General features: G+C 69.4%; 19 protein-coding genes. 14 read left to right on the forward strand and 5 right to left on the reverse strand.

Features of this window, described 5'->3' with window-relative positions; translation table 11 throughout:
* The first annotated feature begins 4 nt into the window (after positions 1-4).
* Positions 5-5479 (forward strand): ATP-binding protein, encoded by a 5475-nt coding sequence (locus AC5L30_RS09990; RefSeq protein WP_494866664.1) that lies wholly within the window; start codon positions 5-7, stop codon positions 5477-5479.
* An 826-nt stretch (positions 5480-6305) separates the two neighbouring features.
* Here the strand turns inward: AC5L30_RS09990 and AC5L30_RS09995 are convergent.
* Positions 6306-6941: an NADPH-dependent FMN reductase gene (locus AC5L30_RS09995; protein ID WP_494866665.1), complete on the reverse strand. Its 636-nt coding sequence runs from the start codon at positions 6939-6941 to the stop codon at positions 6306-6308.
* 203 nt (positions 6942-7144) lie between these two features.
* Complete coding sequence (locus AC5L30_RS10000) at positions 7145-7564, reverse strand: YybH family protein (RefSeq protein ID WP_357252435.1); 420 nt, start codon at positions 7562-7564, stop codon at positions 7145-7147.
* Between the two features lie 190 nt (positions 7565-7754).
* Between AC5L30_RS10000 and AC5L30_RS10005 the strand changes: the two genes are divergently transcribed.
* Positions 7755-8420, forward strand: coding sequence for a flavodoxin family protein (locus AC5L30_RS10005; protein ID WP_494866667.1), 666 nt, complete (start codon positions 7755-7757; stop codon positions 8418-8420).
* A gap of 46 nt (positions 8421-8466) precedes the next feature.
* Here the strand turns inward: AC5L30_RS10005 and AC5L30_RS10010 are convergent, their stop codons facing one another.
* The gene (locus tag AC5L30_RS10010; RefSeq protein WP_494866669.1) at positions 8467-9168 is read right to left on the reverse strand and encodes a TetR/AcrR family transcriptional regulator; all 702 of its coding nucleotides are present in this window, start codon (positions 9166-9168) and stop codon (positions 8467-8469) included.
* A 156-nt stretch (positions 9169-9324) separates the two neighbouring features.
* Between AC5L30_RS10010 and AC5L30_RS10015 the strand changes: the two genes are divergently transcribed.
* The 3 genes from AC5L30_RS10015 (at position 9325) to AC5L30_RS10025 (ending at position 12990) form a co-directional block, all read left to right on the forward strand.
* Complete coding sequence (locus tag AC5L30_RS10015; protein WP_494866671.1) at positions 9325-10761, forward strand: MFS transporter; 1437 nt, start codon at positions 9325-9327, stop codon at positions 10759-10761.
* A 20-nt stretch (positions 10762-10781) separates the two neighbouring features.
* On the forward strand, positions 10782-11477 hold the full coding sequence (locus AC5L30_RS10020; RefSeq protein ID WP_494866672.1) for an NAD(P)-dependent oxidoreductase: 696 nt from the start codon (positions 10782-10784) through the stop codon (positions 11475-11477).
* Positions 11478-11895: 418 nt separating this feature from the next.
* Positions 11896-12990 (forward strand): IS701 family transposase, encoded by a 1095-nt coding sequence (locus AC5L30_RS10025; protein ID WP_494866673.1) that lies wholly within the window; start codon positions 11896-11898, stop codon positions 12988-12990.
* Positions 12991-13045: 55 nt separating this feature from the next.
* Here the strand turns inward: AC5L30_RS10025 and AC5L30_RS10030 are convergent, their stop codons facing one another.
* A complete protein-coding gene (locus AC5L30_RS10030) occupies positions 13046-14053 on the reverse strand; it encodes a 3-oxoacyl-ACP synthase III family protein (protein ID WP_494866675.1) in 1008 nt (335 codons plus the stop codon).
* A 171-nt stretch (positions 14054-14224) separates the two neighbouring features.
* Between AC5L30_RS10030 and AC5L30_RS10035 the strand changes: the two genes are divergently transcribed.
* From AC5L30_RS10035 to AC5L30_RS10050, 4 genes are read left to right on the forward strand one after another with little or no spacing between them, the layout of a single operon-like run.
* Positions 14225-15241, forward strand: a complete 1017-nt coding sequence (locus AC5L30_RS10035) for an amidohydrolase family protein (protein WP_494866676.1) — start codon at positions 14225-14227, stop codon at positions 15239-15241.
* A 4-nt stretch (positions 15242-15245) separates the two neighbouring features.
* Positions 15246-16055, forward strand: a complete 810-nt coding sequence (locus AC5L30_RS10040) for an arylamine N-acetyltransferase family protein (protein WP_357252416.1) — start codon at positions 15246-15248, stop codon at positions 16053-16055.
* A 3-nt stretch (positions 16056-16058) separates the two neighbouring features.
* Positions 16059-16904, forward strand: coding sequence for an arylamine N-acetyltransferase family protein (locus tag AC5L30_RS10045; RefSeq protein ID WP_494866678.1), 846 nt, complete (start codon positions 16059-16061; stop codon positions 16902-16904).
* Complete coding sequence (locus AC5L30_RS10050) at positions 16901-17884, forward strand: NADPH:quinone reductase (protein ID WP_494866680.1); 984 nt, start codon at positions 16901-16903, stop codon at positions 17882-17884. Before AC5L30_RS10045 ends, AC5L30_RS10050 begins: the two co-directional genes overlap by 4 nt.
* A gap of 11 nt (positions 17885-17895) precedes the next feature.
* Here AC5L30_RS10050 and AC5L30_RS10055 read toward each other — a convergent pair whose 3' ends face one another.
* Positions 17896-19674, reverse strand: a complete 1779-nt coding sequence (locus AC5L30_RS10055; RefSeq protein ID WP_494866682.1) for a helix-turn-helix domain-containing protein — start codon at positions 19672-19674, stop codon at positions 17896-17898.
* A 263-nt stretch (positions 19675-19937) separates the two neighbouring features.
* Here AC5L30_RS10055 and AC5L30_RS10060 point away from each other — a divergent pair, with 263 nt between their 5' ends.
* The 5 genes from AC5L30_RS10060 to AC5L30_RS10080 are packed head-to-tail and all read left to right on the forward strand — an operon-like array spanning position 19938 to position 26658.
* Entirely contained in the window at positions 19938-20480 is a 543-nt protein-coding gene (locus AC5L30_RS10060; protein ID WP_494866683.1) for an SRPBCC family protein, read from the forward strand.
* Between the two features lie 10 nt (positions 20481-20490).
* Positions 20491-22062 carry a class I adenylate-forming enzyme family protein gene (locus AC5L30_RS10065; protein ID WP_494866685.1) on the forward strand — a complete coding sequence of 524 codons (1572 nt, stop codon included), beginning with the start codon at positions 20491-20493 and terminating at the stop codon, positions 22060-22062.
* Positions 22059-23267 carry an FAD-dependent monooxygenase gene (locus tag AC5L30_RS10070; RefSeq protein ID WP_494866686.1) on the forward strand — a complete coding sequence of 403 codons (1209 nt, stop codon included), beginning with the start codon at positions 22059-22061 and terminating at the stop codon, positions 23265-23267. The genes AC5L30_RS10065 and AC5L30_RS10070 overlap by 4 nt, the downstream gene beginning before the upstream one ends.
* On the forward strand, positions 23264-25240 hold the full coding sequence (locus AC5L30_RS10075; protein WP_494866688.1) for an FAD/NAD(P)-binding protein: 1977 nt from the start codon (positions 23264-23266) through the stop codon (positions 25238-25240). Before AC5L30_RS10070 ends, AC5L30_RS10075 begins: the two co-directional genes overlap by 4 nt.
* The gene (locus AC5L30_RS10080; RefSeq protein ID WP_494866690.1) at positions 25240-26658 is read left to right on the forward strand and encodes a nitrosuccinate lyase; all 1419 of its coding nucleotides are present in this window, start codon (positions 25240-25242) and stop codon (positions 26656-26658) included. The genes AC5L30_RS10075 and AC5L30_RS10080 overlap by 1 nt, the downstream gene beginning before the upstream one ends.
* The last annotated feature ends 100 nt before the right edge of the window (positions 26659-26758 follow it).

A 26758-nucleotide genomic window follows, 5' to 3' on the forward strand; every position in this document is an offset into this window, starting at 1 on the left:
TGGCGTGTTCACGCGTATCGCCATCGTCAACCGTGGTGAGGCAGCTCGCCGCCTGATCCACGCGGTCCGTGAGTGCAATGCGGAACACCGCGACCGCGAACCGATCCAGACCATTGCGCTGTACACCGATGGTGAACGGCACGCCGGTTTCGTGCGCGAGGCCGACCAGCGATACTGCCTTGGTCCCGCCTCGGCACGTCCGTACCTGGACCTGGCGGTGCTGGAGCGGGCGCTGACCGATACCGGGGCCGACGCCGCCTGGGCTGGTTGGGGTTTTGTCGCCGAGGATCCCGCATTTGTGGAACTGTGCGACCGGCTCGGGGTTACCTTCATCGGCCCGAGTGCGGAAGCGATGCGGGCACTGGGCGACAAGATCGGTGCGAAGCTGCTGGCCGAGCAGGTCGGCATCCCGGTCGCGGCGTGGAGCCGGGGACCCGTCCAGTCGCTTGACGCCGCCCTGGCGCAGGCGGCCGAGATCGGATATCCGATGATGCTCAAGGCAACCGCCGGTGGCGGCGGCCGTGGCATCCGCATCGTCAGATCGTCCGACGAACTGCGCGATGCCTACGCCCGCACCAGCGAGGAGGCGACGCGAGCCTTTGGCAACGGGGTGGTGTTCCTCGAGCGGCTGGTCACCGGTGCCCGCCACGTCGAGGTGCAGGTGATTGCCGACGCGCACGGCACCGCCTGGGCCCTGGGGGTGCGTGACTGCACCGTGCAGCGGCGCAACCAGAAGATCATCGAGGAGTCAGCCTCACCGCTGCTGAACCAGGAACAAATCGCGACGGTGAAGGATTCGGCCGAACGGCTCGCTCTGGCCGTCGGCTACCGCGGCGCGTGCACGGTCGAATTCCTGTACCAGCCGCAGGAGCAACTCTTCGCCTTCCTCGAGGTGAACACCCGACTGCAGGTCGAGCACCCGGTTACCGAGCTGACCACCGGCATTGATCTGGTCAAGGCACAGATCGAGGTGGCAGCCGGGCTGCCGTTGCGCGGCGATCGTCCGGTCGAACGTGGGCACGCCGTCGAGGCGCGGCTCAACGCCGAGGACGCCGACCGCGACTTCGCGCCCGCGCCGGGCCGTATTGAGCTGCTGCGCTGGCCTGGGGGACCAGGCGTGCGCATCGACACCGGTATCGTCGAAGGCGACGAGATACCACCGGATTTCGACTCGATGATCGCGAAGATCATTGCCTACGGTCGCGATCGCGACGAGGCGCTGGCCCGGCTACGCCGCGCGGTCGCCGAGACCACCGTCGTCATCGAGGGCGGCGCCACCAACAAGAGCTTGCTGATGTCGCTGCTGGACGCCCCCGAGGTCATCGACGCCACCGCCGACACCCGCTGGGTGGATCGAGTCCGGGCAGCGGGCGGACTGACTGCCATCCAGCAGATCGGCATCGCCCTGGCCGCCGCCGCCATCGCCAGCTACGACGAGGAGGAGCAGGCGCGCAGGACCCGCTTATGGGAAACCGGCCGCGGCGGACGGCCGCAGACTCTGGATGAACCCGCCCGGGCCGTCGAAGTGAAACTGGCAGGCCGCGGCTATCCGGTGACGGCTGCCCGCATCGGCGCGCACCGCTACCGGATCGGCATCGACGACACTTCGTTCGACGCCGATATCGAACGGCAAGACCGGTACTCGAGCCGGCTGACAGTCGGCGACCGTAGCTACCGGATCATCACCGCGATTCACGGCACGGTGCACGTCGTCGAGGTCGACGGCGTCGCGCACCGGGTCAGCCGGGACGAGGGCGGTGCGGTGCGGGCACCCGCACCCGCGCTGGTCGTGGCCACACCGGTTCCAGAAGGCGCCGAGATCGCCGCCGGCGCTCCGGTGCTCGTGCTGGAAAGCATGAAGATGGAGACCGTGCTACCCGCGCCGTTCGGCGCCCGGGTGCGCAAGCTGCTGGTCTCAGTCGGCAGCCAGGTCGACACGGGAACGCTACTGGCACAACTGGATCCAGTAGGGGAAGACGCCGACACAGTGCGACACGATCCGGTCGACCTGATGCTGCCGCTATTGTCTGCCGACGACTCTGCGGCCCTCCGCGCGCAGCTGACGCTGAATGAATTGTCCAGCGCGGTACTGGGTTTCGATCGAGCGGACGATCCGCATCCGGCGCTGTCGCGCTACCTGCGCGACCGTAGTGGCCTGGTGGCCGAACACGGCGCGCCTTTGGCCGGCGAAGCCGCCCTGATCGAGTCGTTCTGCGACATCGTCGAACTGTCCACCCCGGAGCCGGAGGAGTCGTCGCACCGCAGCCGCCACGAACAGCTGCACACCTACCTGCAAAGCCTGGACGTGAACCGAGGCGCACTGTCACCGGGCTTCCGGCACACGCTGCAGAGCGTCCTGGCCCGCTACGGAGTCACGGAAGTCGATCGCGCGCCTGAGCTGGAGCAGGCGGTGTATCGCATCGTACTGGCCTGCAGGCGCTTCAATGACAGCTCCCGGGTAGTGCAGGAGCTGTTGAAGGTGTGGCTTGGTGAGCCGCGCCCGGTCGAGGACGGTATCCGCCCCGCGTTGGATCGGCTGATCAGAGTCGTCGCCGGCCGCTCGCCCCTGCTGGCCGATCTGGCCCGTAGCGTGGTGTTCCGCTGGTATCTGCACCCGGAGGCGGAGGGTGCCCGGGCGGCGATGCTGGCCGGGGTACCCGACGAGCTTCGTGCGCTCGCCGACATGCCGGATTCCCCCGAGCGCTCCCGGCGAATCGCGGCCATCGCCGACATTCCGGAATCACTGGACCGCATCGTGGTAGCGAGGCTGCTCCAGGACACCTATGCCCCGGTGGATCCATTGCTGGAGGTGCTGTGCCGCCGCCGTTACGGTGAGCAACGGCTGGGCGCGGTACGCACCCTCACTGTGGCCGGTCGGGCGTTCGTGGTCTGCGACTACCGGCTTGAGTTGCGCCCGCGCCACGCCGTGCCTACAGTCTGCGCCGCGACCGTAGGCCGGATGACGGACCTGCGCGATGGCGCGTCCGGCACATTGGTGAGCACGCTACGTGATTTGCTCGACGCCGCACCGGCCAACCATGTGCCGGTGGCGGACCTCCTGCTGGCCTGGCCGGACGCGCCCGCCTCGGTCGAGGAGCGGGCGGCCGAACTGCTGGCCGCGCTGCGGCATGCCGGGCTGGCGCGGCATGCGCGCCGTATCAGCGTCGCGTTGCCACCTCCCGACGGCGGGCCGTTGGAACACTTCACGTTCCGGCGGCGCGCGGCGGGCCTGGTGGAGGACACGGTGATCCGTGGTGTGCATCCGCTGATCGGGCGGCGGCTGCATCTCTGGCGGCTGCGCAACTTCCACCTGAACCAGCTTCCCGCACCGCCGGACATGCTGCTGTATCACGCCGTAGCCAAGGACAATCCGACCGATCAGCGACTGGTCGCCATGGCGCAGTTGCGGCGCTTCGAACCGGTTCGCGACTCCGACGGGGCGGTCATCGCCGTACGTGGTGCAGAGACCGTCCTCAGCGTCTGCGCCGAGGCGGTCGCCAAGGCGCGCCGCGAGTTGGACCCGGCAGGGGACCGGCTCGATCTGAACCACGTCTGGCTCGACATTCGCCCGTTCATCGACGTCGACACGGCGCAGTTGGCGGACTGGCTACACGCCACCGCGCCGCAGATCGTGCGGGCCGGCATCCAGGACGTGGTGGTGCACGGGCGGGTGCGCCAGCCCAACGACTCGTACGAATTCCAGGTCACCCGGTTCTGCTACGACCTCAGCGGTGGCACCGAAGTCTCGGTCGACACCCCGCCGGCGGAACCGGTTGCGCCACTGAACGACTACGACCAGAAGGTGCTGCGGGTGCGCCGGCGCGGTGCGGTGTATCCCTACGAGCTGATTGACCTTGTGCGCGGCCCCGGAGGCGAGTTCACCGAATTCGACCTCGAAGGGGAGTCTCTCGTCCAGGTGGACCGGCCGCGCGGACGCAACCGCGCGGGCATCGTGGTCGGGTTGGTGTCCACGCCAACCGCGCTGTATCCCGAGGGCGTACGCCGCGTCGCGCTGTTCGGGGATCCCCATCGGGCGCTGGGCGCGCTGGCCGAACCCGAGTGTGCCCGGATTGTCGCGGCACTGGACCTCGCTGAGCGGGAACGCATGCCGGTGGAGTGGTATGCGATATCGGCGGGCGCACGGATCTCGATGGACTCCGGCACCGAGAACATGGACTGGGTGGCCCGGGCGCTGCGTCGGATAGTGCAGTTCACCCAGGACGGCGGCGAGATCAACATTGTGGTCGCCGGAATCAACGTCGGCGCTCAGCCGTACTGGAACGCCGAGGCGACGATGCTGATGCACACCAAGGGAATTCTGGTGATGACGCCCGCCGGTGCGATGGTGCTGACCGGCAAGCAGTCGCTCGATTTCTCCGGCGGTGTCTCGGCGGAGGACAACTTCGGCATCGGCGGCTACGCCCGGGTGATGGGACCCAACGGGCAGGCCCAGTACTTCGTCCCGACCCTGGCTGCGGCGCAGGAAGTTCTGCTGAGCCACTACGCGCACACGTACGTGACCCAGGGTGAGCGGGGACCACGCCGCGCGTCGACCATCGACCCGGTCACCCGAGACGTCACCGGCTTTCCGCACTATTACCCCGACAGTGACTTCACCACCGTCGGCGACATCTTTTCCGCGACCGCGAATCCGGACCGAAAGAAGCCGTTCGCGATTCGCGCGGTGCTGCAGGCGGTCTCGGACCAGGACCACCCATTGGTGGAACGCTGGGCAGACATGGCCGAGGCTGAGACCGCGGTCGTGGCCGACTCCCGCATCGACGGTTGGCCAGTATGCCTGATCGGCATCGAGTCCGCGCCGGTCGCACGGCATGGCTTCCCGCCTGCGGACGGACCCGAATCCTTCACCGCCGGAACGCTTTTCCCATTGTCGTCGAAGAAGGTGGCGCGAGCGATCAACACCGCCAGCGGCAACCGTCCGGTGGTAATACTGGCGAACCTGTCCGGGTTCGATGGATCACCGGAGTCTCTGCGGCGGCTGCAACTTGAGTACGGCGCCGAAATCGGCCGCGCCATCGTCAACTTCGATGGCAAGGTGGTGTTCTGTGTCATTTCCCGCTACCACGGCGGTGCGTTTGTGGTGTTCTCCAAGGCGCTCAATCCGAACATGACCGTGCTCGCCGTCGAGGGCTCGTTCGCCTCGGTCATCGGCGGCGCCCCCGCCGCCGCGGTCGTTTTCGCCCGTACCGTCGACGCCCGCACCACCGACGATCCACGCATTCGCGGGCTCGAGCAGCGCATCGCCGCCAGTGATGTTGCGGAGAAACGCGCCGACCTGGTGACTGAACTCGCTGACCTACGCACCGCTGTGCGAGCTGAGCACCTGTCCGCCCTGGCTGCAGAATTCGACAGGGTGCACAGCATCGAACGCGCGGTGCGGGTCGGCTCGGTCGATGCGGTCATACCGGCATCCGAACTGCGCGCGCGGATCGCGGCGGCGATCGAGCGGACAGGCTGACTATGACCACAGTCGGTGACACCGGAGGCGTTGGTCGTTGCCGCTGCGCTGGTGTTTTGAGGGTGTATTGGTGATCCGGATATAGCGAGGTCTCCGGTAGATGTTTCATCGACGAAGAAGAACATCTGCACGGAGACCTCGTGAACACCCATGCCGGTGGCCGGGCTACCGAATGCCGAAAATGGCTACTACGGCGCCTGCCGCCAGGACAGACAGGCCGGCGCTCAGCCAGCGTAGCCACGCCCAGCGGCCATGGTATGTCCGGGCCGAATTCCAGCGTGTGCCCGCGAGGATCAGTGCCGCTGCCGACAGGCCAGCACCGACGGCCCACACCAGCGCCGGCACCACCTGCCAGGCGCCGACCGGGTACGCCAGTGCGGGTCCGGCCACGGCCCAGATCCCGCTCACGACGAGCTTCAGCCGTTCGGGGTGTCGCACCGTTGAGAGGAGAAGGACCAGACCCCCGCCGAGGCTGAGGAGTACGGTGACCGCGATGGTCAGCGAGCCCGGCCCGGCAGGACCCGATCCGGTAAGGCTCGTCCCACGAGCAGCCCTTTACCCAATTCGGTTACCGACGGGTCGGTGTTGCCGAGGACGACGACCCGCGGGCGGCGTCCGGCAATGCGCTCCACCGTCGGCCACTGCGGCAGGGCATCTGATCGATTGCCGTCAGCAGCATCACGGGCATTCGGGCGGGGCGGCATGGCCCGCGGGTATACCGGACTGTCCGGGACTGTCCCGGACAGCCGAGCGAACAGCGTCACGCATCGCCGACAGCGAATGCGAGACGGAGCCGCCGAATCCGCAGTCGCCCCAGCGCACGACACTAGGCCGACGTCAGCGCTGACATCATGCGCGCCTGGCCAGGCGCGAGTTCGCCTTCCGCGCGGGCCTTGTTCAGCGCGGTCGCCCACCAGGCGAGGTCGTCGAGCATGATTCGCAGACCGACGTCCGTCGCGCGGTCGACCGGCTCCCCGGCTGCGGTGAAGGCCGTCTGTACGAAGGGCAGCAACACGGTGCTGCGCAGCGGCACGGCATCGGCCGCGATGACGATCTGCGCCAGATGCTGGACGGCCCGGCTGCCACCCCCGATGCCAGCGCTGTAGCCGACGGCTGCCACCGGCTTGTTCCGGAAGCCGAATGCGGGCCACACGCTGTCGATGGCGTTCTTCAGGCTGCCGGGCAGACTGTGGTGGTACTCCGGGGTGATGACGATGAAGGCGTCGGCCTCCTGCACCCTCGTGTTCCAGGCTCGCAGGACCGGGTCGGAGCAGGTGGGGTCGTCGATGTCGCCGACCGTACCCAGGTGTTCGGCGAACATCGGCAACGCCCAGTCCCGCAGATCGGCGATCTCGACCTCGAAGCCACCGTGCGCGCTGACCCGCCGCGCCAGCCAGGGCAGGACCAGGTCGGCAGCCCGGACGGGGCGGATGCTGCCGACGACGACCAGGAGCTTCGTCATACCTGTTCTCCGTATCCGTAGGGCCCGGCGGCGGCATGAGGACCGCGCGCCGGGCGGATCTACTCGCCGGTGCGGATGCGGGCCCGTTCACCGGAAGGCAGCGGGCCGGCGCGGCGCGGGACCGGCGCCGTTCCCGGCGAAGGATCGCGTAAGAGGCCGCCGCCAGGTGGCCGGGCTGGGCACCGCAGGGTCCACCCGCGTCGTCAGTGCGGGAGTTCGCCCGCGGTCTTGATGCCTGCCGGGTTGCTGATAAGGCAGCGCCAGGCGCCATCGGCGCCGCGCCGGAGCACATCGACGGCGGTGCCTTCGATACGCAGGTGCTTGCCATCCGGGGTGGTTCCCTCGTGCACGTAGTCGTTGATCAGCAGGGCGATGTCCCCGGTGATGTACTGGTGGCGGATGGCGACCTTGATAGGCAGGAAGTGCGGGAGCTTCTCCTGGTTGCGTGCGCGCCGTTCGTCGCCGGCCAGGACCTCGCCGGGGGCCAGGACCAGCAGCGCGTCGGGCTCGAAGAGTTCCTCGAGCAGGTCGAGGTTGCGGGTGTTGAAGGCGTGCTCGAACAGCGGCACGAGTTCCTCGGGATCGGCCGGTGCGGTGAGCGGCTTCTCGGGTGCGTTCGACATGGGTCGCAGCACATCGGGACCGGGACGCGCCGGTCAACGGTGGCGGCCCGGTTGTGTCAGGTCGGGGGCGGAAACGGCCCGGAGGTGACTAACTAAGGTTCGTGCCGTTTGTCGGCGCGGTCGCGGTCGACAGGATGCCCATAGATGGTCCGTGCGATGCCCAGGCGCATCGACCCGTGAGGAGCGTTCTGTGATCAAGGTGGCAATCGTCTTCCACTCCCGCAGCGGGAATACCCACCAGCTCGCCGTGGCCGCGGCCGCCGCGGCGGTGAAGGCTGGCGCCGAAGCGCAGCTCTACAGGGTTCCCGACCTGCCCAATCCCATCGTGTTGGACCGCAAGGCGTACGCCGAGCTCAACGCCGAGACGGCGGATGTGCCGGTGGCGACCATGGCGGATCTGGTGGCGGCTGACGCCATCATGATTGGCACGCCGGTGCACTTCGGCCTGCCGGCTCCGCAGATTATCGACTTCATCGACCACTCCGGCCCGGTTGCCATTCCGGGTGACCTGGCCAACAAGGTGGTGAGCGTTTTCGCGTCCGGCTCGATGCCGCACGCTGGCGCGCAGACGGCCATCCTGGCTCTGCACAACTGCATCTGCCACTGGGGTTCGCTGATCGTGCCCAACGGTTCCAGCGTCGCGGTGCTGGGGCTGCCGAACAACGGCGCCCCGTACGGCACGTGCAGCGTTTCCCGGCACGAGGCGAGCAACGTCCACGAGGACAACCTCGCGGCGATCGAGTACCAGGCGCTGCGTCTGGTCGAGGTGGCCACCGCATTCAAGATCGGCCGGGAGCAGACCACCTCGGCGATCCAGTACGTGGGTCACGAGGTGCTGAAGAAGTACGACCTCTGATTCCCGTTCCGGACCGGCCCGCACATGGTGCGGGCCGGTCCGGCGTTTATCGGGCCTGGTTGCCGGGCGGGCGGATGCGGGCGGCGAGGCCGTCCAGCACGTACGCCAGCCCGAGCTGGAAGTTTCCGGCCCAGTCGTCGTCGAGCAGGTGCTGTTGCGCGACCAGGGTCGGGTAGAGGGCACGCTGGTCGTCCAGTAACCGCTGACCCTCCTGACGTTCCTCGGCCGACCAGCGCAGCGCGGTCTGGCTGCCTGCGGACCCCTGGACATGGCTGTACAGGACCCAGCTCGCCGCGGCCACGTCGCGGTGGCTGAATCCGGCCCGGGTCAGGGCGGCTTGGAGAAATTCCATCCAGGACAAAAAGCCGGGGCCGACGGCGGGACGCTGCCGCAGGGGGAGCGCCGCCGACCATGGGTGTCGCAGCAGTGTCTCGCGCCAGTCGGTGAGGTGGGCGGTGATGTCCGCCCGCCAGTCGTCGCTGTGTTGCTTCGGTGCCGACTCGGCGAACACCGCGTCGACCGCCAGGTCGAGCACGTCGTCCTTGGTATCGAGGTGCCAGTACAGGGTCGTCGTGCCCACGCCCAGATGCTCGGCGAGCCGGCGCATGGTGAGCTGACCGACGCCGTCCCGATCGAGTAGCTCGACGGCGGCGGTCGCGATGCGCGTGAGGCTCAGTGGCGGGTTGTGGTGACGTGGGGAGGTGGTCCTGAGCCACACACTCTTGCCGGGACGTGCCTGACCGGCCATGGCGTCACCTGCCTTCCGAGCCCTCGCTTGACCGTTCTCGAGGTGAGCGTAGTACATTGGTCGGGCACCGGAACAACGTTCTGGTGCCCGACCGGCGTTCCAGTGGCTCTTGCGCGAGCCCGGCCAGGGGGGGCGAGTGCGACAAAGGTGAACGACGTGACCACGGCGGCACCGGCTGCGATCCGCTCGCGATGGATCCTGGCGACGATCTGCCTGACGCAATTGATGATCGTGCTCGATTCGACCATCGTGAGCATCGCGTTGCCGTCCGTGCAGGACGCTCTCCAGATGTCGGACGGGGCCCGGCAGTGGGTGATCACGGCCTACGTCCTGCCGTTCGGCGCGCTGCTCCTGGCCGGCGGCCGGATCAGCGGCATCGTCGGGCACCCCAGGGCACTGGTCTGGGGGCTGGCCGGCTTCGCCGTGGCCTCGGCCCTGGCCGGTTCCGCGCCGAACGCGCCGGCGCTCATCGCCGGGCGGGCACTACAGGGATGCTGCGCGGCCCTGCTCGCGCCGGCCGCGCTCGCGTTGCTCTCCACGATATTCGCCGAGGGGCGGGAGCGGGGTCGGGCCTTCGGCGCGTTCGCGGCGGTGAGCGCGGCCGGCTCGGCCATCGGCCTGATCGCGGGCGGCCTGCTCACCGAGTACGCGGGCTGGCGCTGGTGCCTGTTCATCAACCTGGTGATCGTGCCGATCGGCCTGTTCGGCGCTCGTGCGCTGCCGCGGGGCGAGCGCCTCACCGGCGGCCGCTTCCCAGCAGCCACCGAGGTCCTGCTGAGCGTGGCGTCGGTGGTCACGGTGGTGGCCGGGTTCAGCGCGGGGGCGTCACACGGCTGGGCGGACCCGTACACGCTCGTCCTGCTGCTGGCCGGCGGGGCACTGCTCGCGGCCTTCGTCGTGGTGGAACGGCGGTCCCGCGACCCGCTGGTGCCCCCGCGCATCGTCGCTCACCGTCGGCGCGGCGGCGCCCTTCTCACCGTCTTCCTGCTACAGCTGGCGCTGTTCGGCTGCTACCTGTTCATGACCTACTTCACCCAGACGGTGCTGGGGTATTCCCCCGTCCGGGCCGGTCTGGTCCTGGTGGTGACGAGCGTGGGCGCGGTGGCCGGCGCGGTGGTCGCCGGACTGTTACACGGCCGTGTGTCGACCCGGGTGATCACCGTGCCGGGCCTGCTGGCCCTCGGCGCCGGCATCCTGATCCTGTCCCGGGCACGGGCGGACACCCCCGATGTCTTCCTGCTCTACCTGCTGCCGGCACAGATCCTCGCCGGGATGGGGCTTGGCTCTGTGCTCACCCCGCTGACCAGCGAGGTGACCGCAGGCACCGACTCCGCCGGCAGCGGCGTCGCGTCGGGCCTCTACAACGCCGTGCAGCAGGTCGGGGCGGCGGTGGGCACCGCTCTGTTCAACACCGTCGCCACGAGCACCACCGCGGCGCTGCTGATCGGCTCGGGCACCGACGCCCCGACGCGGAATGAGGCGACGGTGACCGGCTACGCGACGGCGCTGACCGTCGCGGCCGGCGTCGTACTCGGCGCGGTCGTCGTGGCCCGGACGACCGGCCGGCCGGACCATCGATCGGTAGGAACGTAGTCAAGAAGAGGTGAGGTTCGATGAAACTCGTGGTGTTCGGCGCGAACGGCCCGACCGGCCGGCTGACAACGGAGATGGCACTGGCTCGGGGACACCTCGTCACGGCGGTGACCCGCCGCCCGGAGTCCTTCCCGATCAGTGGAGCGGGGCTGCGGGTGGTCGGCACGGATGTGCTGGACGCGGCCGCGGTGGACGCCGTGATCGCGGGGCAGCAGGCGGTCATTTCCAGTCTCGGCGTCCCGTACACCAAGGAGACGGTGCGGGTCTACTCGCAGGGGGCGGCCAACATCATCGCCGCGATGAAGGACCACGGCCTGCGCCGATTGGTCTGCGTGACGTCGACCGGCACCACCGGCGAGCACGCCGAGGGTGAGACGTTCACCTTCAAGAAGATCATCGCGCCGATCCTGCTCCGGATGGGCCGCACCGTCTACGACGACATGGCCCGGATGGAGAAGCTGGTCGGGGCGAGCGGCCTGGACTGGACGGTGATCCGTCCCGCCGGTCTGTTCGACGGCGACGTCGTCACCGACTACCGCGCCGAGCCGCGCCGGCTGCCCGGCCGGTTCACGTCCCGCATCGATCTGGCTGACCTGCTGATTCGCGAGGCGACCGAAGACAATCACCTCGGTCAGTTCATCGACGTGGTCACGACCACCGGCGCCCCGACGTTCGCCCAGATGTTCGTCCGGGAAGCGCTTCACATCGGCAAGTGAACGGCATCGCCCCGGCTGCCGCGACAGCAGCGGCCGGGGCGACGGTCGGCTGCCCAGCCAGGCCCATCAGCCGGGAGATGGTCCGGGCGGGGAGGTCGACCGCGGTCATCAGGTCGCCTGTACCGGCGTAGACGCTGCGCGATCAGCCGGCTGCGGTCACCAGGGCATCACGTGGATTCCACCAGGAGAGACCGATCTACAAGGCCCGTCGTGGACGACCCCGGCGGGCCTCAGCATTTGCCGGCAATCGATTATGTCAGGTTCAGCGCCGTCCGAGTCGCTCTCTCCGGCGTCATCGCGTGAGATGCGCCTCCGGCAACCACCGCTGCCTCAAAGGCGGTGCTGTCAGCACCTCGACCATCCCCGCTGCGCATTACAAGCTCATTGTGTTCGCCGCTGGATGCCCCGAGGAGGCAGGATGCGTCTGCACGACGACGTCACGGACTTGTGTACGGACATCTTGGCCGGACTACCGCGAAGTGACCAACGCAGGCGTGGCACGGAATACATCCGAGGGCTCCTCCTGACCCGTGGGCGCAAATCCATTCGCAACATTGCCGCCATATCGGAAGAACCCGCGGCGGAGCAGGCGTTGCACCATTTCGTAAGCGATTCCACCTGGGACTGGATGCCGGTCCGCCAGGCACTCACCCGCCATGTCGCCCGGGTTGCCAACGTGTCGGCCTGGGTGCTGCACCCGACGTTAATCCGCAAGGCCGGGACGCACTCGGTGGGGGTAGGCCGGAAGTACTCGCCGGGCCTGGGACAGTCGCTCAACGCGCAGCACGCCGTGGGCCTCTGGGCCGCCACGCCCGACTTCGTCGCCCCGGTCAACTGGCGTCTGCACCTCAACGAGGACTGGCTGGCCGACGAGCACCGCCGGCGGCGCGCGGCCATCCCGGACGACATGGTCGCGCAGTCCCTGGGCGCCTGCACCGTGGAGACCTATCTCGAACTGAGCGTTGCGGCGGACGACCTCGTGCTGGTCGACGCACGGGAGATGGAGGCCGGGACGGTGGTCCGCCGGCTCCGCGCCAGTGGCGCGCCGGTGCTGATTCGCATCCCAGCCGGTCTGCGCCTCGTCGCCGCCGGGCGGTCGGCCGCCGAGTGCGCCGGTGACCTGGCGGCGGCGGCACGGCACAGCCGGCGGCCGGTCTTTGGCCTGACGGCGAATCCGCCGGTGCTGGCCGGCACCGTCGCGGTTCGGTTGCCCAGCACCCGGGCACACGACCCACTGCTCATGGTCGAGCTCAGCGCGCCCGGCGGGTCCGGTCCCGGCCAGTTGTGGCTGACCAGCCGCGGCGATGTCGGCCTCGCTGACCTGGTCCGCCTGACGTCGTTGGTCCCACGGGTGGGACACGATCTGGAGATGACCGGTGACCGGGTGGGTATGCGCGCCTTCACCGGTCGCTCGTACCGGGGCTGGCACCGACACGTCACGCTGGCCTCGGCGGCGCACACCGTCCTCGCGGCGCGGGGCTGCGCGGAACCGGCCCTTCGGCGTACGTCCTGAGCGGTGGGCGGGCGCCGCGCTCACCGCGGCGGCGCCCGCCGTACCCGAGTTCCTTCTACCGGGCCGCCTGCAGAAGAGTTATCCCCATGGTCATCCCGCCACCAAACGCGGCGAGGAGTAGCAGGTCACCGGGGCGGACCGCACCGGAGCGGCGCAGTTGGTCGTAGGTGATCGGTACCGACGCCGCCCCGGTGTTGCCGTAGACGCCCAACGTGGTGGCGAACCGCTCGAACGACACTCCGAGCCGATCCGCCATGGTGGCGAGGATCCGTCCGTTGGCCTGGTGTGACACCAGGTGGCTGATCTCCTGCGGCCGTATCCCGTGCTCGGACAGGAACCCGGCGATGCCGGGGGTTACGTGGTCGTCGATGAAGTCGCGTACACCGCGCCCGTCCATGGTGAAGTAGTGCGAGCCGTCACGCATGGTTTGCTCCGAGGCCGGCAAGCGGCTGCCGCCGGCCGCCACCCCGACCAGGCCGTGCGCCTCGCTGAAGCTGACCAGCCGGGTGGCAAGGATGCTGTGCGCCGCGCCGACGCCGATCACCGCGGCTCCGGCCCCGTCACCGAAGAGGACCGTCGTGCGGCGATCGCGCGGAGACAGGATGCGCGAGTAGACGTCGGCGCCGATCACCAGCGCCGGGCGGTCGCCATTCGCGGCCACCAGCCGCTCGGCGACGGCCAGGCCGTAGCTGAAGCCGCTGCACACCGCGTTGACATCAAACGCGACCGTGCCGCGGCCAGCGCCGATCTCGCTCGCGACGATGCTGGCGGTGGGGGGTTGCGGGGAATCCGGGGTCGAGGTGGCCACGACGACGAGCGCCAGGTCCGCGGCGTCGATGCCGGCATCCGCGAGGGCCATTCGCGCGGCGCTGATCGCGAGGTCAGAGGTCGCCTCGTCGGCCTTGGCCCATCGCCGTTCCCGGATCGCCGTCTTCTCGAACACCCAGTCGCCGGTCACGCCGGCGTGCTCGGCCGCCTCGGCGTTGGTCACCACCCTGCCCGGCAGGTACGAGCCGGTGCCGAGCACGCCGACCGGCCGTTCGCCTCGTGGAAATGTGAGCATTCACCAAATCCATTCCTTCGCCGGAGCCCGTCGACGAAAGCGATACGGACGGGCGCGGATTCTGTCGCTTAATGTATGGCACCCGGACCGCCCGAGCAACAGTCGAAAGAGAGGTGACACATTAGCTCCGGCGTCCTTGGCAGGGACATGTGCGATAGCAAGAATTCGAATGTGGACGTCAACCCCGACAACGAGTCGACCGGATCGCCGTGGATGGATGCCATCGACGTGCACCACCACATCATTCCGGACTTTTACAGCGCAGAAGTCCGCGATATGGGCGGCGTCGCCGTGCTTTCCGGTGTCGATCGGCCGTCCTGGAGCGTCGCCAGCAGCCTCGCCATGATGGATCGGCAGGGAATACGCGCGGCCGTGGTCAACCTGTGGCCGGGCGTGCCGATGCTGGAGCGTTCCCGATCCCGCGCTTTCGCGCGCCGACTGAACGAGTATCTCGCCGAATTCGTGGCCGACGGCGCTGGCCGTTTCGGCGCGTTCGCGGTGCTGCCGTTCCCGCACCTCGACGACTGCGTCGAGGAGTTCGTGTACGCGATCGACGTGCTCGGCCTCGACGGGCTCGGGCTGCTGACCAACTACGACGGTATCTACGTCGGGGACCGTCGGCTCGATCCGCTGCTGGCCGAGGCCGAGCGGCGGCGCACACCGATCTTCATCCACCCGGGAGTTCCGCCCTCGGTCGGTCAGCCCACCTTCGGCCTGCCGCTCTCCCTCTACGAGTTCCCGTTCGAGTCGGTGCGGCTGGCCGCCCAGCTTCTCTACAACGGCACCCTGGAACGATTCCCTGACCTGCCGATGATCCTGCCGCATGGCGGTGGTGGGATCAGCTACTACGCCGACCGGCTCACCTATGGCTCGATCATCAACGGCGAGCTCGCCGCCCGCCTCCCCGACGATCCGATCGCCGCGCTCCGACGGTTGTATTTCGACGTGGCGATGTGTGGTGGCCGGCACTCGTTCGCCTCACTCCGGCTCTTCGCCAACGTCGAACGGATCTTGGTCGGCTCCGACTACCCGTTCATGCCGGAGAACTTTGGCGCCTCGAACGGTGAGGGAGTGGCTCGCCTCGCGCAGTTCGACCCGCCGGAATGGGCCGCGGTCAATCGCGCCAACGCGGAGAGGCTCTTTCCCCGCTTCCGCCCCACGGAGAGCTTCCCATCCACAGAGAGGTGAAGACATGCTCGACGACACGACGGTCGCCGCGTACCTGGACCGGATCGGCACCTCGCGGCCGGAGCGTCTCGACGCCGACGCGCTGCGGCTGCTGCACGCGCGACACTCGCTGACGGTGCCGTTCGAGACCATCGACTACCACCTCGGCAAGGAGATCTTCGTCGACGAGCGCGTGGTCGAGAAGATCGTGTACCAGCGCCGGGGCGGCGGCTGCGGGGAGATCAACACCTCGTTCCACTATCTGCTTGAATCGCTGGGCTTCGACATCACCATGCACCAGGGCCGGGTCTGGCTCGGGCAGGAATTCACGCCCCCGTACAACCACTCCGTGAGCACCGTGCGGTTCGGTGACGATCGGTGGCTGGTCGATGTGGGGCTGGGCCGCAGTAGTCGCTATCCGCTGTTGCTGGAGTCGCCGCAGCCGCAGGACGACCCGCACGGCACCTTCTCGACCAAGCGGGTCGCCGACAACGCCACCGACGTCTACCGGGCCGACGTGTTGCAGTTCCGCTTCTACGACGAGCCGATCGTGGCCAGCGACGGCATGCAGGTCGTGTGGTGGTACCGCACCTCGCCCGACTCGCCGTTCCTGAAGAACCTGTCCACCACCCTGCCGACGGAGAACGGGCGGGTCATCCTGCGCGAGAACAAGCTCGTGGTGATCGACGGGGATCAGCGGCGGATCGAACGGATCACCAACGACGAGGATCTGCTGGCGGCGTACGACAAGTACTTCGGCATCACGCTCGACAAGCCGCCGGTGCCGAGCCCGCACGCCAACAAGTCAATGCGTATGTCGTACGAACAGGACTGAACCGTGCTGACCGAGCAGCAAGTACAGGACTACCTGGTCCGGATCGGCGCCGACCGACCCGAGCGCCCGGACCTCGCCGCACTGCGTGACCTGCAGGAGCGTCACACCCTCACGGTGCCGTTTGAGAGCATCGACTATCACCTCGGTCACGAGATCTACATGGACGAGCGGATCGTGGACAAGGTGGTGTACCGGCGGCGGGGCGGCGGCTGCTACGAGATCAACACCGCTTTCTACCTGCTGTTGCAGGCACTGAACTTCCCGGTGACGCTGCACCAGTGCCGGGTCTGGATCTCCGGGCGGTTCACCGCCCCGCACAATCACGTGATGATGACCGTCCACTTCCCGGACACCGGCTCACGCTGGATGTCCGACGTCGGCTTCGGCAAGAGCAGTCGTTTTCCGATGCGGCTCGGCACGACCGAGCCGCATGTGGATCCGCACGGCCGGTTCAGCACACGACGCCCGGAGCCGGACACCACCGACGTGTACCGCAACGATCTGCTGCAGTACCGCTTCTATGACGAGCCGGCCGAGTTGCCAGACTTCCGGCAGAACCTGTGGTGGTACCGCACCCATCCGGCGTCACCGTTCCTGCAGAACATGTTCTGCTCCCTGCCCCTGGAGAATGGCCGCGTCACCCTGCAGGGCAACAAGCTGACCGTCCTCGCCGACGGCCGGCAGACCACCGAGACCCTGGTCGGCGACGCCGCCGTGCTCGAGGCATACCAGCGCTGGTTCGGGATCACCCTGGACGAGCCCCCGGCGCCGGGTCCGTACGCCGACGATTCCATGCGCATGTCTTTCTTCCAGAGTGACGACGGCCTTAAAAGCCTGGTGCTGCGGTGACGACCGTGCGTGCCGCGTACATCGACCGGCTCGGGCCGGCCGCCGCGATCCGGTACGGCGATCTGCCCACGCCGCATCCCGGACCGACCGATGTGCTTGTCGACGTCGTGGCCACGACGGTCAATCATGTCGACACATTTGTTCGCTCGGGCGTGTTCCGGACGCACGTCCCGCTGCCGTTCGTCGTGGGCCGCGACCTGGTCGGTGTGGTCGCACGCGCCGGTGATGGTGTCGCCGATTTCCACGCCGGGGGGCGGGTCTGGTGCAACAGCCTCGGCCACGGAGGCCGCCAGGGCGCCGCGGCGCAGCGGGTCGTGGTGCCCGCGGATCGGCTCTATCACCTGCCTGCGGAGGCGTCGGCGGAGGCGGTAACCGTGCTGCATCCGGCCGCGACCGCGTACCTGGCGTTGGCCGTGCACGGACGCCTGCGTCCCGGCGAGACGGTAGTGGTCGGCGGGGGCGGCGGCAACGTCGGCACGGCGTTGATCACGCTGGCGGTGGCCCTGGGAGGTCGCGTGGTGGCGACCGTCGCGCCCCGGGACGAGACGTTCTGCCGGTCCGCGGGCGCTGCGGAGGTCATCGACTACGCGGCGCCCGATCTCGGGGAACGGTTGTCGGCGGCCTGCCCGGAGGGCATCGACATCTACCTGGACACCTCCGGCACCAACGATTTGGATCTGGTGGTCGGGCGGCTCGCGGCCCGCGGCCGGATCGTGTTGCTCGCCGGTGCCCGAACCAGGCCGGCACTGCCCGTCGGTGACCTTTACATGATGGATCGGTCGATCGTCGGCTTCGTCATCTCGCACGCGACGACCGCCGAGCTCGCGGAGGCTGCCGGCGCCGTCAACCGGCTGCTGGCCGCGGGCCGGCTGAACCCACGGGAGGTGGTCCGCTTCCCGTTGTCCGACATGGCGAAGGTGCACCAGATGGTGGAGGACGGAGAGATGCGCGGGCGCCGGGCACTCGTCGTACCCGGCTGACCCGGCGGGTGTCACAGCTCGGTGAGCAGGCGGTGGAGGCGGAGCGCGAGCTGTATCTCCAGTGCCCGTGACGGGCGCTGCCAGGTCGGGCCGAGCAGCCGCGTCACCCGCTCCAGCCGCCGGGTGACGGTGTTCGGGTGCATGTGCAGCAGTTTCGCCGCGTTGGTCGGGCTGCGCCCGGACTGGAAGTACGCGTCAAGCGTTCGGCCCAGGTCGCCGTTGCGGTGCCGGTCGTAGTCCAGGATCGGCTGGAGCGTGGTGTCGATGAACTGGTCGATGCCCTCCCGCCCGGCCAGCAGCATGGGCAGGAAACCGAGCTCCTGCACGGATACGCCACGGCCGCCCAGGTCCATCAGGATCATGATTTCCAGGCAGCGCAGGGCCTGCCGGTACCGTGCGGCCACGCCTACGGGGCCGGAGCTGGGGTTGGAGGCGGCTGCCGTCACCGGCCGGCCGAAGAGCGATCCCGACTCGTCGGCGGCCGTTCGGGCGACCTCGGCCGGGTCGGTGTCTCCCGGCAGTAGCAGCACGATGTCGCCGTCGTGCATGGCGGACAGCCCACCGCTACGGGCGGCGAATGCCGCGCTCCACACCGACGCCCAGTGCGGGCTGACGCCGTCCGGACGCAGGACCACCACGACGTACGGCCGGTCCAGGTGGACGTCGAGCCTGCGGGCCTGTTCCACGAGTGTGTCGGCGGGCTTCGGCGTGGTGATCATTTCATTGAGCAGCGCCCGCCGGGCCTGACTCTCCATGCTGTCGTCGAGTTGCCGCAGGATGACCGCCGCCGCTTGGCCGATCAGGAGCAGTAGCTGGTGATCGGGCTCGCCCGGCGCTTTGTCGATCTCGACGAGCAGGCTTCCCATTCGCCGGTCACCGGCCAGTACCGGGACCACCCAGGAACGCACGTCGTGGGCGATCGGATCCCGACCGGAGGCGGCCGGACCAGGGAGCGCCTCGGTGAGGCCGCCGCGTCCGGCCGTGGGGCGGCTCGCGGCAACCACGAGGCCGTCGGCGGTGCACAGACGCACCGATCCGCCGATCCGCCGGTCCGCCTCGTCGACGAAAGCCTGTGCGTCACCCCTAGCCACGGCCAGGTCGATGAAGCCGTAGTGCACCGAGCGCAGAGCCTGTAGCCGGTCCAGGTCGGCGGCGGCGCGGGCGGACTGCTGCTCGAGCCCATAGAGCCGGGCGATCGCGAGGTCGAGCAGTTGCGTCTTTTCCATCGCCGCACCGGCCAGCCGGGCGAACGAGGTCAGCTGGATGCGCTCGCTGACGATGATCGCCCGGGGCCGCCGGTCGCTGAGGTACAGCGCGGTGACCGAACGGCGGGGGGCGGATCCATGAACGCGGCCGAGTCGTACGGCGATCACCGGGTGCAACGGTTCCTCGCGGGGGTCGCGCGGGCCGACCCCGGGCTGTCCGGCGGCCCCCCGGGCATCGTCCGAGAGGCACCAGAGAGACGAGCCGTCGAGCAGCGCCGCAGCGGACGGGTGGCTCCCCGGCAGGCGCAGTTCGTTGCCCATGCCGGAGCCGTCCACCGCGCGTACCGTGATCGCGGGCCCCTCCTCAGACACGACGGCGACGAATGCGACCGGTGCGTCGAGCAGCCGCCGCCCCTGACGGGCGATGTCCTGGAGCAGGGTTCCCTCGTCCTGCGGTGGCGCGAGGCCCTGCACCTGGCCGGCAACTCCGTCCGGCTCAGCGACGTGTACGGATCCGTAACGTGGGTGGGCCGACAGCAGCGGTTCCGCAAGCACGGTGGCGCCTTGGTCGATCTTCGTAGACATGACTCTCCCCGTGTCCATAGTCGCGTCCCGGGCGTTGGCGCGCGGCACCTTCCGACGATGCCGAGCGGGTGTGCATGTCGCATCACCCATCGTCACGCCGCGCACTTGGATCGCTACCCGAGATTCAGGCTAGAGCGTCGGACGGCGCGAAGAATATGGCGTGAATCAAGTAATTCGCCGGTCGGCGCGAGCGACGGTGGCGACCTGATGGATCAGCTCCGAACGCTTTGACCCCCCGGAAGTCGCTACCGACGATTCTCCCCATGGCCCAAACCGAGACCACCACGCCACTGTTCGAATCACAGGCGGAACTCATCGTCGAAGCCACCCCGACCGAGGTGTACGCGCTCGTCAGCGACCTTCCCCGCAGCCGGGAGTGGAGCCCCGAGTGCACCGGAGGCGAGTGGATCAGCGGCACCCCCGGTACGCCCGGCGCGGTGTTCCGCGGGCACAACCTGCGCGGCGAGGACGTCGTCTCCTGGGCGCCGGTCGTGCGCGGCACCTGGACCACCGAGGCGGAGATCCACACGGCCGTCCCCGGCACGGAGTTCAGCTGGGCGATGCGAGACAGCCAGGGCCGTGCCCAGACGAGCGTGTGGGGCTTCCGGATGATCCGGGAGCCGAACGGCTGCCGGCTCGTGCACCACTTCCGGATGGATACGCCCACCGAGGGAATCCGAAAGATCATCCAGGACATGGGCGACGACGAGCGCCGGCGGTTCATCACCGAATGGGGCGCCAAGGTCGGCGCCGACCTGCACGAGACGCTGCGCCGCATCAGGGCGATCGTCGAGAGCGAGCGGTAGGAGTCTTGACATGTTGCTGCAGAGAATCGCCAACCGCGGCATCCGATTGGGCACGCTCTTCGAGCGAGCCGCGGCCGCCCACCCGGGCACCGACATCACCCTCGACCACGACCTCGACGTGGCGCCGGAGCTGGGGCGGCGGATCACCGTCGGTGCCATCGCCGACCTGATCGCCGACGTCGCCTCCCGGCTGCACGCCGTGGGTGTGCGGCCCACGGACCGCGTGGTGGTGTACAAGTCTCACAATTTCGACATCACGCTGACCGCATGCGCGCTGGCCCGGATCGGCGCCGTGCCGGTGCTGCTCTCTCCCCAGCTCGACGGCGCCACGGTCCTTCAGCTGATCCGTCGCGCCGGCCGGCCATACTTGCTGACCGACCGCGCCAAGCTCGAGCACGAGCTGCCGGAGCCGGTCTTCACCGAGACCGCCGGGGTGCTGCTCGCAGCCGGCGAGCATCCCCGTGCCACCGCCCTGCGGGCGCTGACCGGCGTGCCGGAGGTCGCTCCGATCATCATGGTGCCGGATCAGCCCACCCTGATCACCCACACCTCGGGCACCACCGGCATACCGAAGCTGGCCGTCCACACCAGCCGGACGCTCCAGGCGCGCTACCGGCCGCAGGCGTCGATCGCCGCGCTGGTCCGGCGCCGCTGCCCGGTGGCCATTCACGTCTCCTTCGTGCACTCCCGGCTGTTCACCGCTCTGGCGATCACCCTGTTGCGGGGGTTTCCGCTGATCGTGCTGGCCGACAACGACCCGGACCGCGCCGCGGATCTGTTCGCGGCCCACCGGCCGGGCGTGCTGGAGACCCATCCCAACTCGTTCCTGCGCTGGGAGCGGTTGGCGGACGACCCTCGTCGGCCGCTCGCCGCGGTGCGCTACTTCAGCAGCACGTTCGATGCCATCCATCCACGGACCGTGCGGCGGATGCTCGCGGCGTCCGCGTATCCGAATCCGGTCTTCGGTCAGTTGTACGGGCAAAGCGAGGTCGGTCCGGTGGCTGCCCGCGCCTTCACCCGCCAGCGGCCGGAGGGCGCCGACGGGCGCTGCGTCGGCATGCCGTTCCCCGGCATGACCGACGTGCGGGTGGTGAGCCGGGACGGGCGCCGCCCCACCTCCGAGAATCCCGGCTACATCGAGGTGCGTACCGACGGGCGCATCGTGACCTACCTCGGCGAGCAGGAGCGGTACGAGGGTCAGCGCCACGGATCGTGGTGGCGGATGGGCGACCTGGGCTACCGGACCCGGTGGGGTTGCCTGCACTTGCTGGACCGTGAGGTGGACGAGATCGACGGGTTCGGCAGCACGCTCGCGGTCGAGGACACCCTCTTCACCCAACTCGACGAACTCGTCGAAGTGATCATCCTGCCGGCTCCGCAAGGGCCACCGGTCCCGGTGATCTGCACTGACGGGGACCGCCCGCTCGACATCGCCCGCTGGGCCGCCGCGGTCGCCACCCTGCCTCCCATGGCACAGCCCGTGCAGTGGCGTCTGCAGGACCTCCCGGAGACCGCCACCACCAAGATCAAGCGGCTGGAGCTGGCCCGACAGCTGCTCGACCGGGGCAGCGCGGCGAAATGAGCACGCGAGCACCCGTACGTGTCCTGGTCGCCGGAGGCGGCATCGGCGGGCTCGCCGTCGCCCTCGCGGTGGCGGCACACGGACATCACGTGACGGTCCTGGAACGCCAGCCGGAGTTCACCGAGCTGGGCGCGGGTATCCAGCTGGCGCCCAACGGCCTGTACGCGCTGGACGTGCTGGGCCTGGGCCCGCAGGTCCGGGCGAGCGCCGTCGCGATGTCCGAGCTGCGGTTCATGGACGGAGTGAGTGGCGAGCACGTCACCAGCATGCCGCTGACCGAGGAGTACGAGCGTCGATTCGGCAGCCCGTACGTGGTGGTCCATCGCGCAGAGCTGCACCGCCAGCTGCTCGACGCCTGCCGAGGGCGGCCCCGGATAACCCTGCGCCCCAACGCGTCCGTCGCCAGGTACACACAGTCCGCGGCCGGCGCCACCGTCCATCTGGATTCCCGCGAACAGCTGCCGGCCGACGTGATCATCGGCGCCGACGGCATCCATTCCCGGATCCGCCGTCAGATGATCGACGACGGCGAGCCGCGTAACTCCGGCATCACCGCATACCGCGCCATCGTCCCCATGGACCGGGTTCCCGCCCGGGTACGCCGGGACGCCGTCACCTGGTGGGCCGGCCCGGACTGCCACTTCGTGCACTACCCGATCAGCGGCGGCGCCTACCTCAACATGGCGGCCAGCCACTCCAACGGTGCGCCGACGCTGATCGCCGGCCGTCCGACCGAGGGCGCCCTGGTGCGGGCCGCGATGTCCCAGCTCCCTGCGGTCCGCGACCTGCTGAGCCTGAGCGACGAATGGCGTGCCTGGGTGCTGGTCGACCGGCCACCGATCGACGGCTGGACCGACGGCCGGGTCGCCCTGCTCGGCGACGCCGCGCACCCCATGCTGCACTACGCCGCGCAGGGGGCCTGCCAGGCCCTGGAGGACGCGGTGGTACTCGGCGACCTGCTCGGCCACGGCGTCGAGCCGGTGCGCCGGGTGCTCCTCCAGTACGCCGCTGCGCGACGGGAGCGAACCTCGGCGGTACAGGGCATCTCCCGCGACAGCATCCGGCTCTGGCACGCTGCCGGCGACGCCGCGTCGGCCCGCAACCGCGCACTCGCCGCGATGGCGCCGGAGCACCTGTACGACACGGTGGCCTGGATGCACGGGGCCCGGGTAGCCGCCCGACGACCGAGTGAAGCCGTGCAATGACCCGTACCGGTCATCTGGAGATCTGTGTCGTCGGCGCCGGACCGCGCGGCCTGTCCGTCCTGGAACGACTCTGTGCCCAGGAACGTCGCGATCGGGCCTGCGCCAGCATCACCGTGCACGTGGTGGATCCCGCCGTCCCTGGTTCCGGCGCGGTGTGGCGCACGGACCAGTCACGGCTGCTGCTCACCAATACGGTCGCCTCGCAAATCACCGTCTACACCGACCCGAGTTCTCGGCTGGGCGGCCCGATCGAGCCTGGACCCAGCCTCTACGAGTGGGCGAAGAGCGTGGCGCTGCTCGGCCCGCTCGGCGGGCACGACCAGGCCATCCTCGACGAGGCCCGGGAACTCGGCCCCGACGACTATCCCAGCCGGGCGTTCTACGGCCATTACCTGCGGGACAGTTTCCGTCGGGTCGTCGCGAACGCGCCGCCGCACATGTCGGTTCGCTGTCACCGCTCCCGGGCGGTGGCGATCGCCGACACCTCGGGCGTCACCGGCGGCCCGCAGGGCGTACGCATGGCCGACGGCACCCGGCTGCACCACCTGGACGCCGTCGTGCTCACCCTGGGTCACGTGGCCTCCCGGCTGGATCCCCGGCAGGCCCGCGCCGCGAGCCTGTCCCGGATCCACGGGCTGACCTACCTGCCCCCAGCCAGTCCGGCCGACGTCGATCTGGATCACATCGCCGCGGGTGAGCCGGTGCTGTTGCGGGGGCTCGGGCTGACCTTCTTCGATTTTTTGATCCTGCTGACGGTGGGTCGGGGGGGAACGTTTGACCGGGCCGACCGGCGCCTGCGGTACCGACCGAGCGGGGCCGAGCCGATGCTGTACGCCAGTTCGCGGCGCGGAGTGCCGGCGCACGCCCGCGGCGACAACCAGAAGGGGGTGTCCGGCCGGTACATGCCCCGGCTGCTGACCGCGGAGGCGGTGGCGCAGTTGCGAGCGCGTCGTGCGCGCGGCGAGTCGATCCGGTTCCGGCGGGACCTGTGGCCACTGATCGCCGCCGAGGTGGAGAGCGTCTACTACGCGACGTGGCTGCGCCGGGCGGGGTCGGTCGACCAGGCCGATTCCTTCGTGGAGCGCTACCTGGCTGCGCCGGAAGGGCGGCACGCGGCTCTGCTCGACGAGTGCCAGGTACCGACGGTGGACCGCTGGGACTGGGAGCGGCTGGCCCATCCGTACCGTGATCGCACCTTCGGCAATCGGGATGATTTCCGGGCCTGGCTCATCGAGTACCTGGCTCGCGACGTGGCCGAGGCGCACGCGGGCAATGTTCGTGGGCCGCTGAAGGCCGCTCTGGACGTTCTTCGTGATCTGCGCAACGAAATCCGCCTGGCGGTCGATCACGGCGGCATCGACGGCGACTCCTACCGCGACGAGCTGACCGGGTGGTACACGCCGCTCAACGCATTCCTGTCGATCGGTCCACCGGCTCGGCGCGTCGAGGAGATGGTCGCGCTGATCGAGGCGGGTGTCCTGGAGCTGACCGGGCCCGGTACCCAGATCGTCATCGACACGCAGACGCCGGCGTTCGTCGCGACGTCGCGGGTGGTGCCCGGGCCGCCGGTGCGTGCCGGAGTTCTCATCGAGGCGCGACTACCCGAGGCGGATCTGCCCGGCACAGCCGAGCCGTTGCTGCGCCACATGCTCGACACCGAACAATGCCGGCCGTACCGGATCCCGTACGGCAACGGAGGCAGACATGAAACAGGAGGACTGGCCGTGACCGAACGTCCGTACCGGGTCATCGACGCCCAGGACCAGGCGCACCCTCGCCGGTTCGCGTTCGGTGTGCCCACCGAGTCGGTGCACTGGGTCACCGCGGCCGGCGTCCGGCCCGGCGTCGACTCGGTGATCCTGGCCGACGCCGACGCGATCGCGTCGGAACTCAGGTCACTGCCGCCAGTGGGGCCTACGGTGACCGACCGTGACGCCTCGGGGGTCGCCGGCATCCACGGGGTGATCGTGTGATGGGCGACGTGGACGTGGCGGTAGACAGCGGGCTGCTGTCGCCGGTGCGCGCCGGCACGAGGGTCGAGCAGGTCGTCGGGGACCGGGCATGGCTGCAGGCCATGCTGGACGCCGAGGCGGCGCTGGCCCGGGCACAGGCCCGGTTGGGCACCATGCCGCCGCAGGCCGCCGCGGTGATCACCCGTACTGCCCGGGCCGAGCTCTTTGACCTCCGGGAGATCGCGCTGGCCGCCCGGGACACCGCGAATCCGGTGGTGGCACTCGTCAGCCGACTCACCCGAGCCGTCGCGGAGCTCGACCCCGCATCCGCCGAGTACGTCCATCGGGGCTCAACCAGCCAGGACATTTTGGACACCGCGGCGATGATGGTCGCACACCACGCACTGACCGTGGTGGACGGCCATCTCGGCGAGGCCGCCGACGCGTTCGCCGAGCTGGCCCTCGTTCACCGCGACGTGCCGATGGCCGGGCGCACGCTGGCCCTGCACGCCGCGCCCACGACATTCGGGCTGAAGGCGGCGGGCTGGCATCAGTTGCTGGTGGACGCGCGTGTCCGCCTGCGTCGGGTACGGGACGAGGGCCTGCCCGTGTCGCTGGGCGGGGCGGCCGGTACCTTGGCCGGCTATCTCGAGTACGCGGCGCTGGACGGCGTCACCGAGCCCGGTCCCGAGTACGTGGACCGCCTGGTGGTGGCGTTCGCGGAGGAGACTGGGCTGAGCCGGCCGGCGCTGCCGTGGCACACGCTGCGTACTCCGTTGGCGGACCTCGCCGCGGTGCTCGCCTTCGTGGCCGGCGCTCTGGGCAAGATCGCGGTCGACGTGCTCTCGCTGGCCCGCAGCGAGGTGGGAGAGGTGGCGGAGCCTGCGGCCAGCGGTCGAGGTGTTTCCTCGGCAATGCCGCACAAGCGGAATCCGGTCTTCGCCACGCTGATCCGCAGCGCCGCTCTCCAGGTGGCGCCGATGGCGGCCGGACTCACCCAGGCGCTGGTCAGTGAGGACGAGCGGTCCGCCGGGGTGTGGCACGCCGAGTGGTTGTTGCTGCGCGAGTGCCTGCGGCTGACCGGCGGTGCCGCCGAGACGGCCGTGACACTGGCACGAGGGCTGGTGGTCCACCCGGATCGGATGGCTGTCAACCTCACGATCACTCGCGGTCAGCTCACCTCCGAGCGGATCGCCGCCCAGCTCTCCCGTACGGTCGGCCGGGACCGGATCAAGGAGGTGCTGACCCGGGCCTCAGCGGAAGCAGAGGCCACCCTGCGTAGCCTGTTCGACGTTCTGGCGGAAACACCGGAACTGCGGGACCGTTACACCGCCGAAGACCTGGCTCGGATCGGCGATCCGTCCCGGTATCTCGGCGCGGCGGGCCACTTGGTGGACGGGGTGCTCGGCGACCGGCCGGGCCCTAAGGGAGCACGGTGATGAGCTGGTCCGTGCCCGCCATACGGCTCGTCCAGACCCGGACGGCACCTACCTGGTGCTGATGAACGCCGAAAACCACAGGCGATTGGGAGCGGTCGAC

The organism is Micromonospora sp. BQ32 (assembly GCF_059358895.1).

Coding starts and splice junctions, on each gene's coding strand:
- AC5L30_RS10070 (WP_494866686.1), top strand. CDS start 22,059: ATGAGCACGCGAGCACCCGTACGTGTCCTGGTCGCCGGAGGCGGCATC.
- AC5L30_RS10080 (WP_494866690.1), top strand. CDS start 25,240: ATGGGCGACGTGGACGTGGCGGTAGACAGCGGGCTGCTGTCGCCGGTG.
- AC5L30_RS10060 (WP_494866683.1), top strand. CDS start 19,938: ATGGCCCAAACCGAGACCACCACGCCACTGTTCGAATCACAGGCGGAA.
- AC5L30_RS10010 (WP_494866669.1), bottom strand. CDS start 9,168: ATGGCCGGTCAGGCACGTCCCGGCAAGAGTGTGTGGCTCAGGACCACC.
- AC5L30_RS10030 (WP_494866675.1), bottom strand. CDS start 14,053: ATGCTCACATTTCCACGAGGCGAACGGCCGGTCGGCGTGCTCGGCACC.
- AC5L30_RS10020 (WP_494866672.1), top strand. CDS start 10,782: ATGAAACTCGTGGTGTTCGGCGCGAACGGCCCGACCGGCCGGCTGACA.
- AC5L30_RS09995 (WP_494866665.1), bottom strand. CDS start 6,941: ATGACGAAGCTCCTGGTCGTCGTCGGCAGCATCCGCCCCGTCCGGGCT.
- AC5L30_RS10040 (WP_357252416.1), top strand. CDS start 15,246: ATGCTCGACGACACGACGGTCGCCGCGTACCTGGACCGGATCGGCACC.
- AC5L30_RS10055 (WP_494866682.1), bottom strand. CDS start 19,674: ATGTCTACGAAGATCGACCAAGGCGCCACCGTGCTTGCGGAACCGCTG.
- AC5L30_RS10065 (WP_494866685.1), top strand. CDS start 20,491: ATGTTGCTGCAGAGAATCGCCAACCGCGGCATCCGATTGGGCACGCTC.
- AC5L30_RS10000 (WP_357252435.1), bottom strand. CDS start 7,564: ATGTCGAACGCACCCGAGAAGCCGCTCACCGCACCGGCCGATCCCGAG.
- AC5L30_RS10075 (WP_494866688.1), top strand. CDS start 23,264: ATGACCCGTACCGGTCATCTGGAGATCTGTGTCGTCGGCGCCGGACCG.
- AC5L30_RS10025 (WP_494866673.1), top strand. CDS start 11,896: ATGCGTCTGCACGACGACGTCACGGACTTGTGTACGGACATCTTGGCC.